Here is a 20,621-nt window from a genome sequence, read left to right as displayed (position 1 = left end):
CCTTTACTATGAAGTCATTAGAAGAGATTTTACAATACAATGAAAAATTCGTTGAAGAGAAAAAATACGAAGAGTATGAAACAGGGAAATTCCCAAACAAAAAAATGGTAATTATTTCTTGTATGGACACTCGTCTTGTTGAATTATTACCGAAAGCGATGAATATGCGTAACGGTGATGTGAAAATTATTAAAGTAGCAGGCGCTGTTATTTCACATCCGTTTGGAAGTATTATGCGTAGTATTTTAGTTGCTGTGTACGAACTTGGTGCTGATGAAGTTTGTGTAGTTGGTCACCACGATTGTGGTATGGCAAAAATTCAAGCAAGCAGTACGATTGAGAAGATGAAAGAACGCGGTATAACAGAAGAGAAATTAGATACACTTCGTTACTCAGGAATCGATTTAGAAAAATTCCTGCGCGGCTTCTCTAGTGTAGAAGAAAGTGTAGAACATAGCGTATCAGTACTTCGTAACCACCCATTACTTCCAGAAGAAGTACCTGTTCACGGTCTTGTTATAGATCCTGACACAGGAAAATTAGATTTAGTTGTGAATGGTTACGACAATTAAGAATTTACTTTGTCATCCTTTTTATCTGGGACAGGATCAAATCCTCCCGGGTGGAAAGGGTGACATTTTAATATACGCTTACAAGTAAGCCAAAAACCTTTGAGGGCACCGTGTTTTTGAAACGCCTCTAATCCGTAATGAGAACAAGTCGGATAAAAGCGGCACGTTGGTGGTGTCATCGGAGAAATGAACTTTTGATAAAAGCGTATAATGCCAATAAAAATCTGTTTCATAACGGTCTCCTTTTCAGCATAGTCTTAAAGTATTATAGCACGACTGTACATATTACTTTACTAATGTCGATTTCCGTTATATCATATTGGATATAACGGAATTAAATTAAAAGCGGGAGAGATGTTGTATGCCATCAGTAGAAAGCTTTGAATTAGATCATACGATTGTAAAGGCACCTTATGTAAGACATTGCGGAGTTCACAATGTAGGTAGTGACGGTATTGTAAATAAATTCGATATTCGTTTTTGCCAACCGAATAAACAAGCAATGAAGCCAGATGTTATTCATACGTTAGAACATTTATTAGCATTTAATTTACGTAAATATATTGATCGTTATCCGCACTTCGATATTATCGATATTTCACCGATGGGCTGCCAAACAGGATACTATCTTGTAGTAAGCGGAACACCGACAGTTCGAGAAATCATTGATTTATTAGAACTAACATTAAAAGATGCGGTTCAAATTACAGAAATTCCAGCTGCAAATGAAACACAATGCGGCCAAGCGAAGCTTCACGACTTAGAAGGAGCAAAACGCTTAATGAACTTCTGGTTAAGCCAAGATAAAGATGAACTTGAGAAAGTATTTGGATAAGTAGAAAAACTGCCTGTGAAAGGGCAGTTTTTTTTGTAGCACGATGATAAATGAAATTATATCGACGATTTTTCAAATATATCGAACACAACTTGAAATATATCAACGTTTCGACACGGAATATCGACTTACCGACAAATGTTGACAATAATATGAATCGAATAATGTGAAGAAGCTAAATAGAGCGAGAGAAAGAGCAATAGTGGCGATTATAATTCGAATGTTTTTTATATGTAATCCACCTTTAAAAGAACAGTATAAATGGAATAACAAAAACAATCGTAAAAAGACTTAAACCGATGCTAATAGCTCCAATTTGTTTTTGCTGCTTTTGAATCGTCTCAACTCCTACTAAAATGCCATATAAGCTAAAGAGGAACAAAATGATAGGTGAAAAGATTTGAAAGTTCATTGTAAATAAGCTGTATAAACATAGAATTAAAGTAATAAAAACGATGATGAGTTGTATTTGTCTTATGTGCATTTTAGCCCCCCTTAATATAGAAAGAGTTAGTTACCTGGAGATAATAATTATAATAGCAACGATTAAAGTGAATACGCCAGAAAAGAGGGAGAGTGTACTGTTTACTTTCTTTTGTTTCTGTTTTTCTTCTGCGCTTATGAGAAAGGCCATAATTGATAAGGCAATCAGCATATAGGACATTGTCACAAGAGGTTTTGTAAATGTTCCATAGAGAGCGAGAGAGAGAGAGATAACGATAAGAGCCGATATAATGCGTAATGTTTTTAGCATACAAATCTCCCCTTTTTTCAAAATTATCCTCTATTTTATTCCGTACTTGTAAATGCTAAATTGCTCAAGGTTTCATTCTATACGTAGCGAAAGTAGTTTGATATGAGAACGAAGACTATAAGAATAGAAATAGAAAAAAAAGGAATGCTCATTGATTTTCGTCCGGATTTCAGTTCGTTAATCCCTAGAAGAATAAAGGAACAGCTGAGAGCAAATTGTATGTATGGGGTAAATATGAAATTATCAGTAATAAGAGAATAAGTGCAAAGCGAGATTGTGAGAAGCGTGAGAAGTCCTAAAACAATCCGTAAGCCAATTAACATTTTACAACATCCTTTAAATAGATTATTTACCGGAATCGTTCTGACAAACTAAGAAATAAAGCACCAGTTCCAGCCATGAAAGCAAATGTACCGCTAGATTTTTGGTCTTTTTTTATTTCTTCTATACCTATAGTAAATGCCATTAACCCTAAGAAAATGAACAGGTAAGGCATAATGTCTCTGTTGCCGCTGATAAAACTATAAATGGCTATTGATAAAGCAATAAGTGAAAAAGTGATTCGAACTCCTTTTAACATAAAGGAACCTCCTTCTATTTTATGTAGCTAATGAGGAGAACAATCCAAATGAAAGCACCAGCAGCAATGCAAATAACTCCTGTTCCTGTATCCTTCTTTTTTATTTGTTCCATTGCAATGAGGAACATTAAAACTCCTAATAGAAATTGTGAAAGTGGTAGAAAGTTATTTTGACCTGTATATAGACCGATTGCTGACATAATAATCACAGTGAGCGCAAGTACGACGCGAAGTACACGAAGCATATTATGAATTCTCCTTATTCTTTTTTGCATAAGGATTATCTTCTGGTTTATCAACGGAATGTTTGTAGGCATAGCCTTTATTAATCGTCATGACGGAGAGTACTAGTATGACTAGGACGATGATAATCCCGATAATTAATATTTTGAACATAAAATCCCTCCTTTTCTTTATTTTACATAATTTTGTAATTGCTGAAAACAATAGAAATTAAAAGGATGAAAGAAGGGCGTTACATGGAACAGAAAAAAACATATTATATATCAATAGGAAACGGTCAAATTTCACAAGTGAAGACGGCGGATACGTATAATTTTGAGATTTCCGCGAGTGATGAGGAGATTACGGAGTTGAGAGAGTACTTCGATCAAGCATATGTAGAGGATTTAGGTTCATTTGTACGCTCCCACGTTCCATTTGTTGAGTATCATCACGATTCAAATAATGACCGATATGATGAACAACTACAAAAAGCATATAAAATGATTTACGATTTAGGAAATCATGAGACGAAAGAATTAGTCGCGCAAATGGGAATAATCAATGGATTATAATTGGATAATATTATGCAGAAAAGCGAGAATATGCTACAATTTGTGGTAGGAAAAACTTGTAACCATCAATAGGGGAGTAATGGCATGTACAAATTTAAAGATTATTACCACAACACTGTACAATTATCGTTTGAACGTTATCCATTTTCTCCTGAGCCAAGGCATGTTTGGGTTGTATGCCGGTACGGGGATCAATGGTTATTAACGCATCACTTACGTCGCGGTCTTGAATTTCCAGGTGGTAAGGTGGAACTTGGGGAAACACCGGAAGAAGCGGCGGTTCGAGAAGTTCATGAAGAAACTGGCGGCATCGTTTCTGATTTAACTTACTTAGGACAATATAAAGTATCTGGAAAAGACAAAATAATCATTAAAAACATTTATTTTGCAACAATTAGTGCGGTAGAAGCACATACGCATTACGAAGAAACGAAGGGATCTGTTTTATTAACAGACATTCCTGACAACATTAAAACGGATAGAAAATTTAGCTTTATTATGCGCGACGATGTACTAGCGCGTACGATGAAACATATAGAAGAAATCGGCTGTTTTACGAAGTAAAGTAGCCGGTTTCTTTTTTTGTGTGTAAGAATTGATGTAAATATATATTTACATCAATTTGGATATATTATACAATTTTGTAAAGATATATTTACATTTTAGGAGGGGGAAGATGGAGAATAGAAAAGAAACGACTGTTGCTGTTTCTATGGTGAAATTAAATGTCTATGCATTTCTTATAATATTTGTTTTGGCATTTGGAATTAGTTTTTTGCATGCGCTTCTTTCAGGCGGTGTTCAATTTGAAATTACGTTACCAACTATGTTTCTTTTTATTATCGCAATGCTTGCTCTCATTTGTATTCATGAAGCGATACATTTAATAGGGTTTCGCTATATCGGCGGTGTTCCGTGGAGTGAACTAAAATGGGGTGTCAATTGGAAATTAGGTGTTGCATATGCGCATTCTAAAAAAGAAATTACAGTAAAGCAAATGAAGAAAGTATTAATGTTACCGTTTTTACCGACTGGAATTTTGCCAATTGTGTTGGGATTAGCTATGAATCTGGAGCCACTCTCATTTTTAGGAATTTTATTAACAGCGGGTTGTATCGGTGATATTGCCCTATATCAAAAAGTTTCAAAGTTTCCAGATGATGCGCTAGTTAAAGATCATCCGAGTAAACCACAGTTTACAGTATATGAATAATAAAGGAAGAGGAGGCGTTCGAGAAACGAAGCCTCCTTTTACTATTGGTTTGTTTTGATCTCTGCCCCTAAAAACGAGAGAACCTCCAGTAAATCATCCACCATACGTGAATGCTCAAAGTCACTCCAAAACGAATCTTTCTTCCAAACGCCATGAATTCCTATCTGTTCAGAACCAAGTACATCATTTTCTGGATGATCTCCAACATAAAGACATTCTTCTGCTTTTACGTTGAGTTGTTGCAAAGCTCGTTTGAAAATGTCAGGGTGTGGTTTTTTCATTCCTTCAGCTTCTGAAATGAGAATGGTGTTTGTATACGTATGTAGGTTCAGAGCACTGAGATTACTCATTTGAAATTTAGTAAAGCCGTTTGTAATAATGCCGATTTTAATGCGTTGTTTTGTTAATTGTTGAAGTAATTCATGCATGTTTGGGAAAGGAATACAATGATATTGAAAATTTGTAATGTAGTCGTGCAGCAGTTGCTTTGGTGTTAAAGTGGTAATGTTATATTCGCCAATGAGAGTAGCATATACTTTATCCTTCCAGGTGTAGCCATTGTTGTCGAGTTCGAGAAAACGAGAACAATACTCGGATTGTTCAATGTTCATAAAATGAAGAGAAAAGCGATTGTATTGGTCATGAATAAATCGCTCTAAAGATTGTCGTCGATCTAATAGTGTCCCATCTAAATCAAATAGCACAGCATGAATCATATGTAACCTCCTCAAAGCTTTTACAAATAATTATCGCATATTCGTCAGAAAATGATTATCATATTTTTGTAGGCTGTAATGACGGAGGTTTAAATGAAAAAATTGTATGGAAAGTTAACATGTTTTATAATTTCAATTGGTTTAGTCGCCGGATGTGATATGGCGGAGCAAACTTTGAAAAGAGAGAAGAAAGATGTGTGCGAAACGACAGAAGAATGTACAGAAATAGGCGATAAAATGCTCCAAAAAGTATATAAAAAGATAGATGGACTTTCAGAACTTGAAGTACCAGAAGTGTCAGAAGAGGATGTAACGGAGCAACATACTACAAATAACGATATGAAAAAAGCAGAGCAGAAAAAAGACGATGATGAAAATTATTTCTTTTTAGCTTCTTATTATATTGATGGTGATGAAATTGTAGATCCTTATTTTGAAAAAATAGAACGGAAACGTTTAAATAAAGTATTCGCTGAAGATAAAGAAGCGAAAGAAGAGGTACTACAACAACGCCAAGATAGAGGGTACCATGAATCGTTATGGGACATGTATAGCACTCTTATTCCAGCTAAATATCGCAGTGATATAAAAGAGTTCGATATGATGACAGACGGTTACGACGGAATTGTGGCCCATGTTATGCCAAGTATGGAATATCCGAAAGAATGGGTTCTTAGTTTAGATACGCTTGATTCTGCAGTAAATATCGATGAAGTGATGAAAACATTAATTCATGAGACGGCTCACGTGTTAACATTAGGGCATAAACAAATACCAGTTAATGAAAAGTACTTAAAGGCTTTTGAAGAAGATAAAGATATTTCATCATACCAAAATACATGTAAATCGCTTTTCTTACAAGAAGGATGTGCGAAAGAGAGTTCTTATATTAATCAATTTCATAATTCTTTCTGGAAACAAATTGAGCAAGAGTGGACAGAGAAGAAAGTGGAAGAAAGTGAAGAAGCTCAAATGCAATTTTTCAAGGAGAGACAAGATGAGTTTGTGTCCGAATACGGAACAACAAATGTAGCAGAAGATATCGCAGATACATTTACAGCGTTTATTTTACAGGATTCAAAAGAAGTGAAAGAAGGAACAGCGTTAAAGTATAAGAAAATTGCCTTCTTCTATCAATTCCCTGAGCTTGTCAAAATGAGAGCAGAAGTATTATCGGGATTATACGATGTTTCAAAAACGATAGAACAATAAAGTAGATACTAATGCAAGTTATATGCTCGATATATGTATGAGTGATGAAACGAAAACGCGAAGACGTCCAAATCTTTGCGTTTTTTCTTTTGTTAATAAAATTGAAAATTCTGTCTTTTTATCGAGAAGGAAGAAGGAACTGGCACTAAAAAATAGAATTAGTATAAAAACGTCACAATTTAGACACAATTATAATGCGCGTGTTGTAGGGGCTATAAGTTTACTCTCGAGGAGGTAATGAAACGTATGAAAACGATTCTTGCTGTTGCTGGTCTCAGTCTCATTTGGGTAATGTCTCACAGTTTTCCGATTTTTGAAGGGGAGCAAATTCGTAGTGCATTAAATAAAAAGTTCAATGATTATCATGTGATAGATCGACAAGATAATGTCGTTACAGTACGTGTGAAAGATTGTTTCCATACAGTTACGGTTGCAAATGGAAATGTTACAAATGAAACAAAGATGTGTGATAAATGATAAAAGAAAGAGGAAAGAAGCTGACTCTAGTGTATCGCTTTAAGTCAGCTTTTTTTGCGTTTTCCAATTAGAAGTTTTTCAAATGCCTCGACAAATACATACATCAGTGTTGCGAGGACACATGTGAGTAGTACACTCAGTAAGACGAGTGTGAAGTTAAAGACCTGGAATCCGTAGCTAATTAAATAGCCAAGTCCTTGTTTGGACACGAGAAGCTCACCGAAAATAACACCGACCCATGACAATCCAACGTTTACTTTTAGCGTTGAAATAATGGCAGGGAACGATGAGGGGAGTATAACTTGCTTATAACATTGCCATTTATTTGCGCCAAATGTGTCCATCACTTTTATATAGTTAGAATCGACTTCTTGAAATGCACTGTAAATAACGAGGATGGTAATAATGATGGAAATGATTACGCCCATTGCAATAGACGATGAAATATTTGGACCGAAAATAACAATGATAATAGGGCCAAGTGCTACTTTGGGCATTGCGTTTAAGACGACGAGATAGGGATCAAGTACGCGGGCTAGAAGTGGTATCCACCAAAGGAAAGTTGCGATGATAGCCCCGAGTACTGTTCCGAGAATGAAACCTATTCCCGTTTCAAGTAATGTCGTCCATATGTGAATCCAAAGAGAACCGTCACTCCATTTATTAAGGAAGAGATCCCAAATACTTGAAGGAGAGCTAAATAGTAAAGGATCAATCCATTCTTTTTTACTAGCTATTTCCCATAGTGCAAAGAAAAGAATGAGCAGTAAAAGCTGCAAAGAGCGTGCTAACCATGCGCGCCTGCGTTCTTTTTTCCGAAACTGTTCATGCAGTTGTTTTATATTATCCAAGGCGTTCCAGCTCCTTCCATATATCTTGAAAAAGGGCTGGGAAGTCGTAGTGGTGGCGTGCTTCTAACGGTGATAAGGAACGAATACTTTCCGGGACGATAAATGTTTTTGCAATTTTTCCAGGGTTCGCTTGAAGTAAATAAATGCGGTCACTCATCGCGATTGCTTCTTCAATATCATGTGTTACAAGGAGTGACGTTTTTTTATAGTTACGTAGTAATGTGAAGACGAGATCCTCTAGTTTCAACTTCGTTTGATAATCGAGAGCGGAAAATGGTTCATCTAACAATAAAATCTTCGGATCAGTTGCTAACGTACGAACGAGGGCGGCGCGTTGACGCATACCACCGGATAATTCACGAGGATATTGCGCTTCTACATCATGCAGACCGACTTGTTTCAAAAGCTGTAAAGTATGTTCTTTCGTCTGTTCATCATAAATTTTGCGAATATGGAGCCCAAGCATAATGTTTTCTTCAATTGTTTTCCAAGGAAACAAGTAGTCTTGCTGAAGCATATATCCCATAGATGGGGTTTTCGTTGTAATCGGTTCACCATCTAAAAAGACGATACCTTCAATTGGATTAAGTAGCCCTGCGATAATCGAGAGAAGCGTCGTTTTCCCGCAACCACTTGGACCGAGTATAGAAATAAATTCCCCTTCTTCCACTTGTAAGCTCATATCTTCGAGAATCAGTTTGGCATTCTCTTTTGCGAAAAAGCAATGAGAAACGTTACGTATTTGTAAAAAACTCATACACTTCGCCTCTATTTCTTAATAACGCTTTCGGCAATTTTCGTATTGACGAGCGCTTCATGTGGGACTTCTTTTTGTAATTCGCCAGCATCTTTCATAATCGTTTGGAGCTGTTTCCATTCTTCAGCATCTAATAGCGGATTTGTCGCATAAGAATGTTGCTTTTTATAACGTTCAATTACTTTTACTGAAATGTCTTTGGAAGTGTCTTTAAATAGCGGAGAAACGGCATCAGCGATTTCTTCTGGACTATGTGTATCAACCCATTGCTGCGCTTTATATAGTGCGCGTGTGAATTTTTCAGCAGCAGCTTTATCTTTCTTTAAGAAACTTTCTTTTGCCATGAACGTTGTATAAGGGACAGTACCAGATTCATTTCCGAACGAAGCGACGATATAACCTTTTCCTTCTTTTTCGAGTATACTTGCAGTTGGTTCAAAGAGCTGCACGAACTCCCCTGTACCAGATGAGAAGGCATTTGCAATATTAGCAAACTCGATATTTTGAATTAAGTTCGTATCTTTATGAGGATCGATGCCATTTTTCTTTAAAACATATTCTCCAACCATTTGCGGCATGCCGCCTTTACGCTGTCCTAAAAACGTAACACCTTTTACGTCATTCCAATTAAAAGAATCTAATTTTTTTCGGGAAACTAAAAATGTTCCATCTGTTTGTGTGAGCTGTGCGAAGTTAATGACAGGATCTTTTGCTCCTTGTTGATGAACGTAAATAGATGTTTCAGAACCGACAAGAGCAACATCAATACCGCCAGATAATAGGGCAGTCATCGTTTTATCTCCACCAGCTGTTGTTTGTAGGTCAATATTTAATCCTTCATCTTTAAAAAATCCTTTTTCAATCCCGACATATAACGGGGCATAGAAGAGAGAATGGGTAACTTCGCCAACGCGAATGTTTTGAGTTTGTTCTTTCTTATTGTCTTTTGTGCTACTACAAGCAGCGAATGTAAAAACAGCTAACAACATGATGCAAAACATAGCTATTAATTTTTTCACTATATGACACCTCCTAGAAGTCAATCTACAAGCATGATATGTAGGTAAGTGCCCATATGTGAGTGTAGATAGCAGGAATTTTTTGGGTGATAAAGAAGTACACATATAAGGGGTGATAAAATGGAGTACGAATACGATGATAGCGTACATTTACATCTTGATTATTTTGGAACAGAATGTGATATGGAATCGATCGCTTATAAGAGGAAGCATGAAGACGTATGGGATGTGTATTTTAATTTTGGGGTATATGGTATTCAGAACAACGAGGTAGAGACAGGTAGGTTTATGGACGAATATGCCGGTTATTACGTTTTTTCTGTACATGCTCGTGATTTAAGCTGGGAATTTGGAAGTGCACAGTTTGAGGAGTGGGTTTTGAAGAACCATATCGTTGAAAAAGCGCTGCAAAAATAGGTAGGAATTTCGCGAGTGATTTTCTCACTCTATTGTTCATGTTTATAGTTGGATTTTTCATGATGCAATTTCTTAGTTACCAATTTGCAAAGAAAAATATTCATAAATACAAGGAAGTAAAGTGGGTTCATATGTGGTTAGATATGACGATGAAAAAAGGGCCGAGATTATATTTTTTTGATTTTGTATGTATAGTACTCGTATGTATTATATGGAAAGTATCGGTATATTCTTTCATAAAATGAATGCACAAATGTCTGTTAGAATGAAAAAGAACCTGTCAGTGGACGGGTTCTTTTCTTATAGCAATATTTGTATGAAGTATAGTTCATTTATGTTAGTAGAATATAGAGAAGAAAAAGTGTTATTTTCACGGGGAAATTAAGGATACGTGTGTAACATACAAACACAATGTGAGACTAACTGCATACAAATATGGTATTTTGTATAGGACAATATGTTTGCTGATGCGAGGCGAAGGGGTAAAGGAAAGAGGGAATAAATTGCATTTTAATGTTTTAACACAACGACGAAGAAGAGATGAATTTCATTTTAGTTTTTCGGCTCAGCAACCGAAAAAGAACTTATTAATTTCAATCATTCTTAGTGGAATGTGGGCAATTTGTTTAGAAACGTTGTTTTTTGTCATGCTAAGTTCTTTCGAATTCGAGAGAATGAAAGGATTTTTGGATGGGAAAATACAACTCAGTATACTCATTATTGTTTTGTGGGGAGTACTGTTATACGCCATTCATTTACATAAAGGCATTAGCCATAGGCTTAGGCCAGCTATTCGAGTTTACATCGTATTATTTTTAATTGCACATACAATGAACTGGATGTATATCATGATACAGGAAGATATGAACCTTCTTTTAGTAAATACGTGGGTTTATTTACAACATGGACAGTATATGTTAAGTCTATTGTTTATTTATATGGTATATATTTTTGTGTATAGTTTGCTTGGAAGAATTTTCTTAAGTACAACGATAACTAGTGTAGTCTTACTTATTTTTGTGCTTGTGAACTATTTTAAGATTATGTTTAGAGGAGATCCGTTTTATCCGTCTGATTTCACACAGATTGCTCATATGGATTCCGTTATACCGATGGTTATGGAATCTTTCAGTTTTTGGAATATGTTTCTCGTAATAGTTGGTATTGGGTTGATTATATTTATAGTTATGTATATACGGAAGTATATTCCAATTATAAAATCTCATATTATTATAAGGATTATTTTAGTATGCGGATCTGCGTTTATGGTGTATGCATATAGTAATTATCCTAATACCTTTATGAATAATTGGTTTCAAAAAGGTGGGGTAGACATTCGTGCGTGGAATCAAACTACAAATTATCAGGTGAATGGTTTTGTTATAGGTTTTTTAAGTAACTTAGATACGACAGTCATCGAAGAACCACAGGGATATTCAAAGGAAAATATGCAGCGTATTGCAACGGATATAGAGAAAACATATGGCGGTAATACAGGAGAACAAAAAAAGGTAGAGAAGCCGAATATTATATTTATTATGAGTGAAGCTTTTTGGGATCCGACAAAATTAACGAATCTTTCATTTAGCGAAGATCCAGTGCCGAATTTACATCATTATATAGAGAATTTTCCAGGGGGACAAACGATATCCCCTACATTTGGAGGAAATACAGCGAATACAGAATTTGAAGCATTAACAGGTTACTCGATGAGTCTCTTAATGCCTGGTTCTATACCATATCAACAAGCCATTCCGAGTCAGAAAGAAATTCCATCTATTGCAAGCGAATTGAAAAAACAAGGGTACTACGCAAGTGCCATTCATGCTTTCAATCGATCGTTTTATAAAAGAGACGATGTATATAAAACATTGGGATTTGATCATTTTAATGCAGAAGACACGATGAAAAACACAGAAGTAGTTGGAGACAATATTGGTGATTTATCTATGAGTAAAGAAATAATAGATGAATTAAATAAGAGAAAACAACCGACGTTTATTCATGCGGTGACGATGCAAAATCATTTTCCATATAAGGAAAATATGTTTGGTGAAAATAAAATAGAGATTAGTGGATTAACAGAAGAGGAATCGAAGGCGGAATTAGAAGCATATACGGAAGGCGTAAGATTGTCGGATGAAGCGCTGCAATATTTAATAGAGCAGCTAGATAATCTAGAAAGACCTACTTTAGTAGTTTTCTTTGGAGACCATTTGCCTTTGTTAGGGACTAATAAGTCTATTTATAAAGAAGCAGGATATATAGAGAATGAAGAAACTGTAAGTGAAAGATTAGCTATGGCAGAAACACCATTGCTAATGTATGCAAATTTTGATTTGCCAAATGACAATTTAGGTTTAGTAAGTCCAATTTATTTTTCTAATCTTGTTTTTGATTATGCAGGATTAAATAAATCACCGTACTATCAATTTTTATCAGAAATGCACAAAGAAATACCGGTGCTTAGAGATGAATTAAAGGTTAATAAAGATGGAGAAGAGATACATTTAACAAAGAAACAAGAAGACATGTTAGAGCAGTATAAAATGATCCAATATGATTTGCTCGCTGGGAAGCAGTATAGTAAAGAAACGCTCTTTAAATAGAGGAAACAAAAAGAACTTGTACCATAGTACAAGTTCTTTTTTATAGGATTTAACGGGGTAAACAGACAAGCTGGGTTTAGGGAGTATTACCTGTGCCTTTAGTATATATGAAAATGTAATCGTATTATTTATTGATTTGTGAGAAATGTGTGAATTATCACCTCTTTTGAAATTATTGATTAAAGAGCTATAGTAAACCTATCTAATTTCCAGTTAAAAGTTTGATTTTTTGAAAGTACTTTCCATATATAGTTTTAATTATCAGAAAAATCAATTAAAATAAGGAGTACATTAAAAAAGTCTAAAAAGAGGTGGAATATTGAAAAGTTTTTGGGGTGGGAAAATAGTAGAATTTCTTATTAGTATCGCAGTTATTCTTACTGTAAGTTATTTACCATTCTCTTTGTTTTTAGGGAATAGTCTTGATTTTATTACATATTTAGAGAGATTAGCTTCGCCAAAGGATATTGCACATATTGATACAAACACTATGCAGTCAATTCCTTTTTTTGAACGAATTATTGAACCTTATACGTATTCTATGACCATTCTTTTAATTGCTACTTGTTTAACAATTATGTTTTCAATTAGCCTTTCATTCGTATACTTATTAGTTTCCTCTAAAGTTAAAAAGGGGATTGAGAGTTGTTTAATTTTAGTAGAATCAGTTCCAGATTTATTATTATTTTTTAGTTTGCAATTATTCGTTGTATGGTTGTATAAACAGACAGGATATCGCCTCGTTACTATTTATGCGTTTAATGATGAACGTGCCTATTTCTTACCTATTCTTTGTATGACTATCGTCCCAACTCTGCATTTTTTCCGTATTATCGTTTTATTTTTAATGGAAGAGAAGAATAAGCCTTATGTGGAATTTGCTCGTGCGAAAGGGTTTAGTAATCAATATATACTGTATGTGCATTTATTACGTAATATTATGTACCACCTGTTAAATCACTTACAGCCACTTTTTTTATTCATGATTTCAAGCCTTTTAATGGTAGAGGGAGCTTTTAATATTACGGGATATATGTCTTTCTTAGTAAGGGCAGGCACTTTAAACCCTTTAACGATGGCATGGTGGATTCTTTTATTATTTGTTCCATTCTATATTCTATTTGCCATTATACATTACCGAGTAAATCGTATTACAGGAGGGGCTTCTCATGATATATAGAAACTTTCGCTCCAAACGTTTTTTGTTTGGTGTCCTGTACTTTGTAGGGATTGTTGTAATTAGTTATCTTATTACGTGGTTTGGTAAGGATTTATATACGGGTAAGACAATCTGGATGAGAGATGAGAGTGGGAATGTTGTTGGGGCCGCTCCGTTTAGTCCACTTACAATACCACCGTTCGGTACAGATCGTAACGGTTTTAATTTGTTTTTTCAATTATTAGTAGGGGCGAAGTTTACTATTTTATTCGTATTTGGCATATGTGTTGTACAAGTGTTTCTCGGTACGATATTAGGTGTAGCATTAGCTCATACACCATCTATCGTACAAAATTTATTTCAAAAAATATGTAAAGTGTATTTCTTTATCCCGACAGTGCTATGGGCGATTTTGTGGATGTTTCCAATCATGTTGCACAGTGAATTAACTGGATTTAATATAGATATCATTATAAAGCAGTTTACTGTTCTTTGTTTTGCGCTACTGCCAGCTGTTATTCTTTATGTGAATCAAGAAATCAATTTATTTATGAAAAATGAGTTTGTTACTACTTCGAAAATATTAGGTGCTTCAAGGTTCCGGATTATTAGAAAGCATATATGGTTGTATTTAAAAGAAATTCTTGTCGTTCTTTTTTTACAACAGTTTGTTCAATTATTTACGTTATTAATTCATCTAGCGTTTTTTGGGATTTTAATAGGGGGACGAGGTATAGATTATGATACGAGGAAACCATACTCACTTACGAATGAATGGGCTGGGTTAATTGGTCTATACAAAAATGAATTTTTAGCGGCACCATGGATTGTCATTGCGCCACTACTATTCTTTACTGTTTCTATATTCGTTTTACATCTAATGATTAAAGGAATAAAGAAAGAGCAAGGTAGAGGCTTATATTCTATAGATAAAAAGACAAAGAATGAGCCATATGAACAAGGAAAGGAAAAGAAAGAAATAGATAAAGCTTTGTTCATTCCGGTATCGTCTAAATCGATAGAAAAAGGTAGTTAAGAAAAAAGAATTTGCTGTAAGGGCAAATTCTTTTTTTACTGCAGCGGGACTATGAATTTAAAAATTTTATAAGTTCCGTATTTAATTCATCTGCTTGATCGATTGGGGAGCCGTGGCCACTATTTGTCAGAGCATGTAGTTGTGCATTTTTAATCCGCTTTTGCGTAAGCTCAGCACTTTTATACGGGATAAGTTGATCGTGAACGCCGTGAAATATTTTTGTCGGAACTTTAATTTTGCTTAAATCTTTCGTTACGTCTTCGTTTGCAGCTGCTTGCAAAATTTTGATGAGAGCATAGGAAGCGGACTGCATACCGAGATAAGAAAACCATTCTAACGTAGCAGCCCCTAAGTTTCTATTAAAAAATGATAAAGATACGTCACTTAAAAACTTTGGTAAATTTGCATACATTTGATTAATGAGCGCATCTGCTTGTTCTTTTGATACACCGTAAGGGGATTCTTGATTTTTAACGAATGAAGGAGAGACCGCATCAATTAAAGCGAGCTTAGAAATGCGGCGACCATTATAGCGGGACATGTAGCGAATAGAAAGAGCACCACCGACTGAAAAACCGACTAACGTAGCGTTTTCTACTTGGAGTGCTTCTAGAACAATCGCGATATCATCGGCTAAGCGATCATATGTGTAACCAGTCCACGGTTTATCAGATTGACCATTTCCACGTATATCCATGGCGATGCAGCGAAAGCCATGCTGTGGTAAAACATTGAGTTGATATTGATACATTTGATGATTTAAAGGCCAGCCATGGACGAAAAAAACAGTTTTACTACCAGGACCGGGATTAACGTCTTGCACAAAAATATGCACATCTTTCTCGACCGTAACAAACATGTAGTATCCCCCTTATGTGTATTAAAATGCTCTATCCCAAAAGCGTTGTTTTGTCATCGCTTTAATAAATTCATTCGCAAGTTGTGTAGGGGCTGATTCTGTTAAGACACCAGGCTTTCCTTCAATACGTAAAGATTGAATAATAGTAGAACCATTTTGAAAAGCACCAATTGGTTTAAAGTGGTTATATGATTCTACGACAAATGAACTTGCTTTATTAAGAAAATGATCATCCATCTTGCCACCAATAAGAAGGAGACCGTCGTAAAGAAGTGGAGATCCGGTTAGGAAAGTATCATTTACTTCCCACTGTACATTTTGTGTTCCTTGCACTGTGCCTAGTTTTTCAGAAATAATGACTGGTTGAAGGCCAACTTGCTTCAATTGATTTATTATATATTGTGCATTTTGGCCATCATATCCGTTTGCAACGATGATACCTACTCGTAATGTATTCGGACTAAATGTCGTATTTGCCATGCTAAGTGCTGGAGAGACCGTTGTAACGTTGGACTCTTGAACATTTGGGACTTTTGCTCCGACTGCTTCGGCTACTAATGTGGCTAATTCTGTACTAATATGACCGATCATATTTACGACTTGTTGGCGGACAGATTTACTTTTAACTTTTCCTAATTCAAAGGAGAAGGCTTGCATAATATGAACTTTTTCGACGTGACTCATACTATTCCAAAATAAACGAGCTTGAGAGAAATGGTCTTTGAAACTAGCGGCTGTTTCTCTCGTTTTATGCCCAGATACAGTAGAAGGATATGTAACGAAACCGCCTTTTGTCCCAGGCACAGTGTAAGGAGAATTATTTGCTAAGGAGTTATTATGGTAAGCAACTTTTCCTTTATCGATTATATATTTAGAAGCGCCATCTCTTTGGTTATTATGAAAAGGACATACCGGACGATTAATCGGTAACTCTTGATAATTTGTACCAACGCGTGCTAATTGTGTATCAGTGTAAGAAAAGAGTCTACCTTGTAAGAGAGGATCATTGGTAAAATCAATACCGCGGACGATACTTCCGGGATGTAGTGCAACTTGTTCTGTTTCGGCGAATACATTATCGACGTTACGATTTAACGTCATTTTTCCGATGATTTTAACTGGAAAATCTTCTTCGGGCCAAATTTTCGTTGCATCTAATATGTCGAAATCGTATTTAAATTCATCCTCTTCTTCTAAAATTTGAATGCCAAGTTCATATTCAGGATAGTTTCCAGCATTAATATTTTCCCACAAATCACGGCGATGATAATCTGGATCAGCACCGCCTAACTTTTGAGCTTCATCCCAAATTAATGAATGGACACCGAGCTTTGGTTTCCAGTGAAATTTTACAAAACGGGACTTTCCATTTTTATTCACTAAGCGGAATGTATGAACACCGAAGCCTTGCATCATTCGAAAACTTCGCGGAATCGTACGGTCGGACATAATCCACATCATCATCGCAGCGGATTCTTGATTATTGGCGATGAAATCCCAAAACGTATCGTGCGCTGTTTGTCCTTGTGGAATTTCATTATGAGGTTCGGATTTAAGAGCGTGGATAAGATCGGGAAATTTAATGCCATCTTGAATGAAAAATATCGGGATGTTGTTACCAACTAAATCGAAATTACCTTCTTCTGTATAAAATTTAACAGCGAACCCTCTTACATCTCGATTCGTTTCATTTGCGCCTTTTGATCCCGCTACTTCAGAGAAACGAACGAAAAGTGGCGTTTTTTTTGAAGGATCTTGTAGAAAATGGGCCATTGTTAATTCTTCTAAGGATTCATATAGTTCGAAAATGCCATGTGCGCCGTACCCACGTGCATGAACGACTCTTTCAGGAATTCGTTCACGATCAAAATGAGCAAGCTTTTCTCGCATAAGGAAATCTTCTAGAAGGGTAGGACCACGATCGCCGACGGTTAAAGAGTTTTCATCATTTGAAATTTTAACACCTGTATTTGTTGTCATTTCCTTTCCTTCATTATTACGTGTAAAGGATTCGAGCTGTTCGGTCTTCTTATTTTCTTTGCCGTCCATATAAAACACCTCCCATAATATACGTATTATTGTTTATAGTTTTTATGCGTACATATAGCCTGAAGATATTGCTATTTTGGGATGATTTTCCTCAAATGTTCGATTTATCTTTGTTTGTCTATGAAAATCATTTATTATAATAAATGGTATTCTTCGAGATATTATTTTGAAGGGGTGTTGAAGTGAGAGAAAGTTTTCTATCATATAAAGAAGAAGAAAGGAATGCAAAAATCTTTTTATGGGTGCTATCTGTCATTGTTGTTGTATACCAAGTTCTTTATGCAATCCTATTAGAAAATAAAGCCCCAATGGAAAATTGGCATCGAGAAATGTGGCAAGCTATATGCGGAGTAGCAATACTGTGCGTGAATATATACTTAATAAAAAAAGAGAAAGCAAATCTTATTAAATACGCTGGGATCCTCGTATACATAGGGATAGAAATCGCTAATATACTTTTGTATATGATTTATAATAAGGTGGCATTTGATGGGACGAATGTAATAGAAATTATTCTCATTTTCTTTGTACCTATATTTTTAAATAAAAAATATTTTGTGTGCTTACTGGCGGCTATTATAGGGAAATATTTGATTTATTTATTTGTATTAGAGGAAGTAAAAGCGTTTATGTTTATTATTATGTACACACTTGTATTAATAGCAGCATACATCATTTTAAATCGATTTTTGCAATATCTTTCAGCTGTACAGGAAAGCATTAAGATTGCTGGTGAATCACAAAAACTAGCAGTGATCGGAAAAATGGCAGCGACAGTTGGACATGAAATTAAAAACCCACTCGCTTCATTAAAAGGATTTACACAATTGCAGCGAGAGAAGCATGAGGAAGATCCAATTTATAAACGGATGATTCTTGAAATAGAAAATATGAATAATATGATTAGCGAATTGATGGAAGTTGCTACATGCAAACCTTCTGTTTATAAGCAACATGATGTAGGGGAGATTGTATTACAAGCAGCAACAACTTTTCGCGAAAAAATGTGTGAGTCAAATGTTCAACTTATTTCTAATGTAGAAGAAAAAAAGTTAGAAGTTGAATGTGATGAACGAAAAATAAAAGGCGTATTTATGTATATTATAAAAAATGCTCTGGAGGCAATGGAGCAAGGCGGAATATTAGATTTACGAATAGAAAATAAAAATCAAGATTATGTAATGATCAGTATAATCGATAATGGCTATGGAATTAAGGAAGAATATATAACGCGTGTTACAGAGGCTTTCTATACAACAAAACACGATAAAATCGGCCTGGGGCTGACGGTGGCCAAGCGAATTGTTACCGAGCACTTTGGTGAATTACGTATTTCAAGTGAAAGAAATATTGGAACGAGAATAGACATTTTTCTCCCAAAAAAGTATGGAAATAATGAAATACAGGTAGAGGAAAAGCTAGGAGTTACCATATGAATAAAGACTATATATTTGAAAATGAAGAGATAAAGGCGCTCAAATCATTTTTAAGCTTATTTTTTATTATATTTTTTGTGTATGATCTTGCCTATGAATTTATCGTACCCTTAATAGGAGCAGAACAAGAAGGGGTAGGAGAATTTGAAGATGGTTTAGGTTTATGGCTTTATGTTTTGATGGTAATCTTATTTTGCACCGGAATATATTTTATGAAATGGAAGAATCCATTTGTGGTAAAGTATATGATTCTAATTGGCTATAATCTGTTAGATTTTATCCATAATATTATGATTTACTATGGTAGCGATGCTGAGTTTGATGGTGGAAATATAGTAGAAGGATTTTTTATTTTCTTTGCACCAATCTTTGTGAGTAAAAGATATTTCTGGTTAGTTGCAGGGATATTAGTTGGAAAGTACGCTCTTATAGGGATCATTATTCAATCTGCTCTCGTATTAATCCCAATGGTATTATGTAGCGTATTTGCTATTATATGTTGGATTATATTTTTGAGATTGCAGTCTTACGTTCGTACGCTTGAGATGATGGATAAAGAAATAAAACAAACAGAAAAACTAGCAACTGTTGGGAAAATGGCGACAGTTATTAGTTATAAAATTAGAAGACCTCTAGCAAATTTGAAAAAACTTGTGAATAAGCAAGCGAACAAATATCCAGAAGATAAGATTTATAGTGATATTATGAAACAAGAGGTAGATCGAATTCATACAATTGCTACAGAACTCAGTGGATTGGAGAAATCTAACTCGATAGAATCAGAAACTCATAATATACAAGAAATTATCTCTTACGTTATTCAAGTGATGGGCAAACCCGCTTTAGAACAAGGGGTACACATACAAGGTATTTACAGTAAAGACATACCGTCAATCACATGCGATGAAAAAAGATTAAAACAAGTATTTTTTAATTTAATTAAAAATGCGATTGAATCCATGTCAATTGGCGGAACGATTACGATTAAAGTTACCGTAGAAGATGGAATCATTGTTCAAGTGAAAGATGAAGGTTGCGGTATTCCAAAAGATAAACTTCCGAAGTTAAATGAAGCTTTTTATACAACGAAAGAAACGGGAACAGGCCTAGGATTAGTGGTCACAGAAAAAATTATTAAAGACCACAACGGTAAGATGAGTTTTGAAAGTGAAGTTGGGGTTGGAACGACAGTTAACATTATGTTGCCGATATAATGGTGAAATTTAAAAAAGGGAAATCACTTGTTTGAGAGTGATTTCCCTTTTTATCTCCC

The 20,621-nt window shown here is 35.1% G+C and carries 26 protein-coding genes; 14 read left to right on the top strand and 12 right to left on the bottom strand.

The window, feature by feature from the left end; translation table 11 throughout:
* Window positions 1-8 precede the first annotated feature (8 nt).
* Complete coding sequence (locus ACQKNI_RS12225) at window positions 9-572, top strand: beta-class carbonic anhydrase (protein WP_088232341.1); 564 nt, start codon at window positions 9-11, stop codon at window positions 570-572.
* Here the strand turns inward: ACQKNI_RS12225 and yidD are convergent.
* Window positions 569-805 carry a membrane protein insertion efficiency factor YidD gene (gene yidD / locus ACQKNI_RS12220; protein WP_000809334.1) on the bottom strand — a complete coding sequence of 79 codons (237 nt, stop codon included), beginning with the start codon at window positions 803-805 and terminating at the stop codon, window positions 569-571. The genes ACQKNI_RS12225 and yidD overlap by 4 nt on opposite strands.
* Window positions 806-933: 128 nt before the next feature.
* On the opposite strand from yidD, the gene luxS reads away from it, so the two are divergent.
* Window positions 934-1,407, top strand: coding sequence for an S-ribosylhomocysteine lyase LuxS (gene luxS, locus ACQKNI_RS12215; protein ID WP_001141369.1), 474 nt, complete (start codon window positions 934-936; stop codon window positions 1,405-1,407).
* Between the two features lie 244 nt (window positions 1,408-1,651).
* On the opposite strand, the gene ACQKNI_RS12210 is transcribed toward luxS, so the two are convergent.
* The 5 genes from ACQKNI_RS12210 to ytzI all read right to left on the bottom strand — a co-directional run bounded on the left by ACQKNI_RS12210 (window position 1,652) and on the right by ytzI (window position 3,137).
* A complete protein-coding gene (locus tag ACQKNI_RS12210; protein WP_088232339.1) occupies window positions 1,652-1,891 on the bottom strand; it encodes a hypothetical protein in 240 nt (79 codons plus the stop codon).
* Between the two features lie 30 nt (window positions 1,892-1,921).
* Window positions 1,922-2,161 (bottom strand): DUF3953 domain-containing protein, encoded by a 240-nt coding sequence (locus tag ACQKNI_RS12205; RefSeq protein WP_098945670.1) that lies wholly within the window; start codon window positions 2,159-2,161, stop codon window positions 1,922-1,924.
* A gap of 349 nt (window positions 2,162-2,510) precedes the next feature.
* Window positions 2,511-2,741, bottom strand: coding sequence for a YczI family protein (locus tag ACQKNI_RS12200; protein ID WP_098945668.1), 231 nt, complete (start codon window positions 2,739-2,741; stop codon window positions 2,511-2,513).
* A gap of 14 nt (window positions 2,742-2,755) precedes the next feature.
* Window positions 2,756-2,986, bottom strand: a complete 231-nt coding sequence (locus tag ACQKNI_RS12195; RefSeq protein WP_088232335.1) for a DUF3953 domain-containing protein — start codon at window positions 2,984-2,986, stop codon at window positions 2,756-2,758.
* Between the two features lies 1 nt (window position 2,987).
* Window positions 2,988-3,137: a YtzI protein gene (gene ytzI, locus ACQKNI_RS12190; protein ID WP_140417467.1), complete on the bottom strand. Its 150-nt coding sequence runs from the start codon at window positions 3,135-3,137 to the stop codon at window positions 2,988-2,990.
* Between the two features lie 83 nt (window positions 3,138-3,220).
* On the opposite strand from ytzI, the gene ACQKNI_RS12185 reads away from it, so the two are divergent.
* From ACQKNI_RS12185 to ACQKNI_RS12175, 3 genes are all read left to right on the top strand, one after another.
* Window positions 3,221-3,538, top strand: coding sequence for a hypothetical protein (locus ACQKNI_RS12185; RefSeq protein WP_000435821.1), 318 nt, complete (start codon window positions 3,221-3,223; stop codon window positions 3,536-3,538).
* Between the two features lie 84 nt (window positions 3,539-3,622).
* Window positions 3,623-4,102: an antimutator 8-oxo-(dGTP/GTP)ase gene (gene mutTA / locus ACQKNI_RS12180; protein ID WP_098252767.1), complete on the top strand. Its 480-nt coding sequence runs from the start codon at window positions 3,623-3,625 to the stop codon at window positions 4,100-4,102.
* Between the two features lie 112 nt (window positions 4,103-4,214).
* Window positions 4,215-4,751, top strand: coding sequence for a DUF3267 domain-containing protein (locus tag ACQKNI_RS12175; protein ID WP_098945667.1), 537 nt, complete (start codon window positions 4,215-4,217; stop codon window positions 4,749-4,751).
* 41 nt (window positions 4,752-4,792) lie between these two features.
* Here ACQKNI_RS12175 and ACQKNI_RS12170 read toward each other — a convergent pair whose 3' ends face one another.
* On the bottom strand, window positions 4,793-5,467 hold the full coding sequence (locus ACQKNI_RS12170; protein ID WP_098945666.1) for an HAD family hydrolase: 675 nt from the start codon (window positions 5,465-5,467) through the stop codon (window positions 4,793-4,795).
* A gap of 93 nt (window positions 5,468-5,560) precedes the next feature.
* On the opposite strand from ACQKNI_RS12170, the gene ACQKNI_RS12165 reads away from it, so the two are divergent.
* On the top strand, window positions 5,561-6,679 hold the full coding sequence (locus tag ACQKNI_RS12165) for a hypothetical protein (RefSeq protein WP_098945665.1): 1,119 nt from the start codon (window positions 5,561-5,563) through the stop codon (window positions 6,677-6,679).
* Window positions 6,680-6,925: 246 nt separating this feature from the next.
* On the top strand, window positions 6,926-7,156 hold the full coding sequence (locus ACQKNI_RS12160) for a hypothetical protein (protein ID WP_088232329.1): 231 nt from the start codon (window positions 6,926-6,928) through the stop codon (window positions 7,154-7,156).
* Window positions 7,157-7,200: 44 nt separating this feature from the next.
* On the opposite strand, the gene ACQKNI_RS12155 is transcribed toward ACQKNI_RS12160, so the two are convergent.
* The 3 genes from ACQKNI_RS12155 to ACQKNI_RS12145 are packed head-to-tail and all read right to left on the bottom strand — an operon-like array spanning window position 7,201 to window position 9,783.
* The gene (locus ACQKNI_RS12155) at window positions 7,201-8,007 is read right to left on the bottom strand and encodes an ABC transporter permease (RefSeq protein ID WP_088232328.1); all 807 of its coding nucleotides are present in this window, start codon (window positions 8,005-8,007) and stop codon (window positions 7,201-7,203) included.
* A complete protein-coding gene (locus tag ACQKNI_RS12150; RefSeq protein ID WP_088232327.1) occupies window positions 8,000-8,764 on the bottom strand; it encodes an ABC transporter ATP-binding protein in 765 nt (254 codons plus the stop codon). Before ACQKNI_RS12150 ends, ACQKNI_RS12155 begins: the two co-directional genes overlap by 8 nt.
* Before the next feature lie 11 nt (window positions 8,765-8,775).
* Window positions 8,776-9,783, bottom strand: coding sequence for an ABC transporter substrate-binding protein (locus ACQKNI_RS12145; protein WP_140417466.1), 1,008 nt, complete (start codon window positions 9,781-9,783; stop codon window positions 8,776-8,778).
* Window positions 9,784-9,903: 120 nt separating this feature from the next.
* Between ACQKNI_RS12145 and ACQKNI_RS12140 the strand changes: the two genes are divergently transcribed.
* From ACQKNI_RS12140 to ACQKNI_RS12120, 5 genes are all read left to right on the top strand, one after another.
* Window positions 9,904-10,200: a DUF3986 family protein gene (locus ACQKNI_RS12140; protein ID WP_088232326.1), complete on the top strand. Its 297-nt coding sequence runs from the start codon at window positions 9,904-9,906 to the stop codon at window positions 10,198-10,200.
* 38 nt (window positions 10,201-10,238) lie between these two features.
* Complete coding sequence (locus ACQKNI_RS12135) at window positions 10,239-10,445, top strand: hypothetical protein (protein WP_088232325.1); 207 nt, start codon at window positions 10,239-10,241, stop codon at window positions 10,443-10,445.
* A 222-nt stretch (window positions 10,446-10,667) separates the two neighbouring features.
* The gene (locus ACQKNI_RS12130; protein ID WP_140417470.1) at window positions 10,668-12,809 is read left to right on the top strand and encodes an LTA synthase family protein; all 2,142 of its coding nucleotides are present in this window, start codon (window positions 10,668-10,670) and stop codon (window positions 12,807-12,809) included.
* Between the two features lie 319 nt (window positions 12,810-13,128).
* Entirely contained in the window at window positions 13,129-13,989 is an 861-nt protein-coding gene (locus ACQKNI_RS12125) for an ABC transporter permease subunit (protein WP_088232324.1), read from the top strand.
* Window positions 13,979-15,004 carry an ABC transporter permease subunit gene (locus ACQKNI_RS12120; RefSeq protein WP_427282407.1) on the top strand — a complete coding sequence of 342 codons (1,026 nt, stop codon included), beginning with the start codon at window positions 13,979-13,981 and terminating at the stop codon, window positions 15,002-15,004. The genes ACQKNI_RS12125 and ACQKNI_RS12120 overlap by 11 nt, the downstream gene beginning before the upstream one ends.
* A gap of 49 nt (window positions 15,005-15,053) precedes the next feature.
* On the opposite strand, the gene ACQKNI_RS12115 is transcribed toward ACQKNI_RS12120, so the two are convergent.
* Both ACQKNI_RS12115 and ACQKNI_RS12110 read right to left on the bottom strand, forming a co-directional pair.
* A complete protein-coding gene (locus tag ACQKNI_RS12115; RefSeq protein WP_088232322.1) occupies window positions 15,054-15,863 on the bottom strand; it encodes an alpha/beta fold hydrolase in 810 nt (269 codons plus the stop codon).
* 21 nt (window positions 15,864-15,884) lie between these two features.
* Entirely contained in the window at window positions 15,885-17,912 is a 2,028-nt protein-coding gene (locus ACQKNI_RS12110) for a catalase (RefSeq protein ID WP_427282406.1), read from the bottom strand.
* 182 nt (window positions 17,913-18,094) lie between these two features.
* On the opposite strand from ACQKNI_RS12110, the gene ACQKNI_RS12105 reads away from it, so the two are divergent.
* Together ACQKNI_RS12105 and ACQKNI_RS12100 are read left to right on the top strand one after the other, a co-directional pair.
* Window positions 18,095-19,348: a sensor histidine kinase gene (locus ACQKNI_RS12105; protein ID WP_098252766.1), complete on the top strand. Its 1,254-nt coding sequence runs from the start codon at window positions 18,095-18,097 to the stop codon at window positions 19,346-19,348.
* Window positions 19,345-20,562, top strand: a complete 1,218-nt coding sequence (locus tag ACQKNI_RS12100) for an ATP-binding protein (protein WP_427282405.1) — start codon at window positions 19,345-19,347, stop codon at window positions 20,560-20,562. Before ACQKNI_RS12105 ends, ACQKNI_RS12100 begins: the two co-directional genes overlap by 4 nt.
* Window positions 20,563-20,621: the final 59 nt, after the last annotated feature.

The organism is Bacillus sp. NPDC094064, assembly GCF_050279585.1.
Taxonomy (GTDB): domain Bacteria; phylum Bacillota; class Bacilli; order Bacillales; family Bacillaceae_G; genus Bacillus_A.
Note: the sequence above shows the minus strand (reverse complement) of the source record. Positions and strands in the feature narration are given on the sequence as shown.

Coding starts and splice junctions, on each gene's coding strand:
- ACQKNI_RS12140 (WP_088232326.1), top strand. CDS start 9,904: ATGGAGTACGAATACGATGATAGCGTACATTTACATCTTGATTATTTT.
- ACQKNI_RS12115 (WP_088232322.1), bottom strand. CDS start 15,863: ATGTTTGTTACGGTCGAGAAAGATGTGCATATTTTTGTGCAAGACGTT.
- ytzI (WP_140417467.1), bottom strand. CDS start 3,137: ATGTTCAAAATATTAATTATCGGGATTATCATCGTCCTAGTCATACTA.
- ACQKNI_RS12200 (WP_098945668.1), bottom strand. CDS start 2,741: ATGTTAAAAGGAGTTCGAATCACTTTTTCACTTATTGCTTTATCAATA.
- ACQKNI_RS12135 (WP_088232325.1), top strand. CDS start 10,239: ATGTTTATAGTTGGATTTTTCATGATGCAATTTCTTAGTTACCAATTT.
- yidD (WP_000809334.1), bottom strand. CDS start 805: ATGAAACAGATTTTTATTGGCATTATACGCTTTTATCAAAAGTTCATT.
- ACQKNI_RS12160 (WP_088232329.1), top strand. CDS start 6,926: ATGAAAACGATTCTTGCTGTTGCTGGTCTCAGTCTCATTTGGGTAATG.
- ACQKNI_RS12100 (WP_427282405.1), top strand. CDS start 19,345: ATGAATAAAGACTATATATTTGAAAATGAAGAGATAAAGGCGCTCAAA.
- ACQKNI_RS12175 (WP_098945667.1), top strand. CDS start 4,215: ATGGAGAATAGAAAAGAAACGACTGTTGCTGTTTCTATGGTGAAATTA.
- ACQKNI_RS12165 (WP_098945665.1), top strand. CDS start 5,561: ATGAAAAAATTGTATGGAAAGTTAACATGTTTTATAATTTCAATTGGT.
- ACQKNI_RS12205 (WP_098945670.1), bottom strand. CDS start 2,161: ATGCTAAAAACATTACGCATTATATCGGCTCTTATCGTTATCTCTCTC.
- ACQKNI_RS12225 (WP_088232341.1), top strand. CDS start 9: ATGAAGTCATTAGAAGAGATTTTACAATACAATGAAAAATTCGTTGAA.
- mutTA (WP_098252767.1), top strand. CDS start 3,623: ATGTACAAATTTAAAGATTATTACCACAACACTGTACAATTATCGTTT.
- ACQKNI_RS12195 (WP_088232335.1), bottom strand. CDS start 2,986: ATGCTTCGTGTACTTCGCGTCGTACTTGCGCTCACTGTGATTATTATG.
- luxS (WP_001141369.1), top strand. CDS start 934: ATGCCATCAGTAGAAAGCTTTGAATTAGATCATACGATTGTAAAGGCA.
- ACQKNI_RS12150 (WP_088232327.1), bottom strand. CDS start 8,764: ATGAGTTTTTTACAAATACGTAACGTTTCTCATTGCTTTTTCGCAAAA.
- ACQKNI_RS12210 (WP_088232339.1), bottom strand. CDS start 1,891: ATGCACATAAGACAAATACAACTCATCATCGTTTTTATTACTTTAATT.
- ACQKNI_RS12185 (WP_000435821.1), top strand. CDS start 3,221: ATGGAACAGAAAAAAACATATTATATATCAATAGGAAACGGTCAAATT.
- ACQKNI_RS12170 (WP_098945666.1), bottom strand. CDS start 5,467: ATGATTCATGCTGTGCTATTTGATTTAGATGGGACACTATTAGATCGA.
- ACQKNI_RS12130 (WP_140417470.1), top strand. CDS start 10,668: ATGCGAGGCGAAGGGGTAAAGGAAAGAGGGAATAAATTGCATTTTAAT.
- ACQKNI_RS12120 (WP_427282407.1), top strand. CDS start 13,979: ATGATATATAGAAACTTTCGCTCCAAACGTTTTTTGTTTGGTGTCCTG.
- ACQKNI_RS12110 (WP_427282406.1), bottom strand. CDS start 17,912: ATGGACGGCAAAGAAAATAAGAAGACCGAACAGCTCGAATCCTTTACA.